This window comes from Novosphingobium chloroacetimidivorans, assembly GCF_014204535.1.
Classification (GTDB): domain Bacteria; phylum Pseudomonadota; class Alphaproteobacteria; order Sphingomonadales; family Sphingomonadaceae; genus Novosphingobium; species Novosphingobium chloroacetimidivorans.
Map to the genome: position 1 here is coordinate 1 of NZ_JACHLR010000080.1, position 1,419 is coordinate 1,419.

Genomic DNA, 1,419 nt, shown 5'->3' on the forward strand with positions numbered 1-1,419 from the left:
CTGCTCTTCTGTGAACCTTGCTCGCTTCATTCGTCCGTCCTTCCATCAGGCCGGACTCTAATCAAGCTTGGAGGAAAACTCGGGGGTCACGTCACCACAGACCAATAGAAAGACGACGGTTTGTCGCCTGCCGGATCACCCACATAGCAAATAAGCACGCAGAGATAGGCGGGTAGAACCGCGAGAAACCAAAGGCTGGCAAAGGCCACGTTGTTGGCCTTGCTAGCGCTGATCAGGATGTAGGCGCTGAGCGCGATGACCAGGGCGAGGGTCATGCCACCGATCACACGCCCGCGGAGCAGATTAGGCCCGTTCATCACAAGACCCTTTCCGCGTATTCGGCGGCAGGCACCCAGCAGGTATCGCGCTTGCCAAACAGCCGGTAGCGATTGCGAGCGATCCAGTGGTAAACAGGATCTCGTAGGACTCTCGGCGCGAGCAGTCCTAGGCCCGCAATGCGCCAAGGCCAGCCAAGCCCCGTGTAGATCGCGATCACGGCCTCACTGTCACGTAGTACCCGGTCTCCGTCGATCAGCAGGATCGTATCCGGATTTGCCGGATCTATCCCGTGCTGCCGAAAGAGCGCCGCGCCGACCTCCCCTTGCATCGAAGCCAAGCGATAGCGGGCTAGCCGATCATGCTTCAGGATAAACTGTGCATTGGCAGAGCACAGCACGCATTGGGCGTCGAACAGAATGATGGGGCCATGGTCAATCATGAAGCTCCTCCATCAAGCCGGTGTAACGGATGGCAAAACCCAGAAAGGGCAGAAGAATAGGCACGTCAAAACGATAGCGCCCATCCACTTCACTTTCGGCGGCGGGACACTGCGGGCTGATCGATGACGGAAGTGGCAGCCCAAAAAACCGGAAGGCCACCAAATCGAGATGTAGCCTTCCGTCTTTCACGCACACCCGAAACCGGTTGGTTGCAGGCCCCATCTTCTCCACAATCAAGCCGTCGCGCGCGACAAGCCGGCTATGGTAGGTTCGGCCCGCAAAGTCGCGACGCCAGACTTCGGCCTCCCCATGTCGCTCGAACACCACGGTTACAGGGATATCGTTTCCAGCCTTTGGCAAGCCCATCATCCAGCACAGAGCGCGGGCGATCGGATTGCGGCTAGCCACAACTTGCGCCTTTCCAACCCACCTCTAGCAGTCATTGGAATCGTGGGCACGGCGCAGCACTGACGGCAGGTCTTCGATGGCGTCTCCCAGCAGACGGCGGAATAGCGGTTCGGTCACAATGCAAGCTCCGGTTTGGCAACCATTAGCCAGAAAATGATGATGACTCCGATAAAGGCCGGCCATCCAAGTGCGAACCACCGTAAGCGTCCGGTCTGGGGCGCCTTGCGCGACGGGTAATCGGCAAGCCACAGGTGCGGCACTGTGGACAGCACCGGTGCGGCACTTATGGCTA

General features: G+C 58.9%; 3 protein-coding genes and 1 pseudogene. All 4 read right to left on the reverse strand.

All coding sequences use genetic code 11. The features are described from left to right. Positions 1-86: 86 nt before the first annotated feature. Positions 87-275: a hypothetical protein gene (locus HNO88_RS21905; RefSeq protein ID WP_246382310.1), complete on the reverse strand. Its 189-nt coding sequence runs from the start codon at positions 273-275 to the stop codon at positions 87-89. A gap of 41 nt (positions 276-316) precedes the next feature. After that, on the reverse strand, positions 317-718 hold the full coding sequence (locus HNO88_RS21910) for a thiol-disulfide oxidoreductase DCC family protein (protein WP_184250952.1): 402 nt from the start codon (positions 716-718) through the stop codon (positions 317-319). Next, positions 711-1,136: pseudogene (locus tag HNO88_RS21915) on the reverse strand (DUF4166 domain-containing protein); the annotation flags it as partial. The gene HNO88_RS21910 and the pseudogene HNO88_RS21915, both read right to left, overlap by 8 nt. A 104-nt stretch (positions 1,137-1,240) precedes the next feature. After that, positions 1,241-1,399 (reverse strand): DUF2269 family protein, encoded by a 159-nt coding sequence (locus tag HNO88_RS22800; RefSeq protein ID WP_312857158.1) that lies wholly within the window; start codon positions 1,397-1,399, stop codon positions 1,241-1,243. Between the last annotated feature and the right edge of the window lie 20 nt (positions 1,400-1,419).

Excerpts from the sequence above, each read along its gene's own strand:
- HNO88_RS21905 (WP_246382310.1), bottom strand. The coding sequence starts at position 275 with ATGACCCTCGCCCTGGTCATCGCGCTCAGCGCCTACATCCTGATCAGC.
- HNO88_RS21910 (WP_184250952.1), bottom strand. The coding sequence starts at position 718 with ATGATTGACCATGGCCCCATCATTCTGTTCGACGCCCAATGCGTGCTG.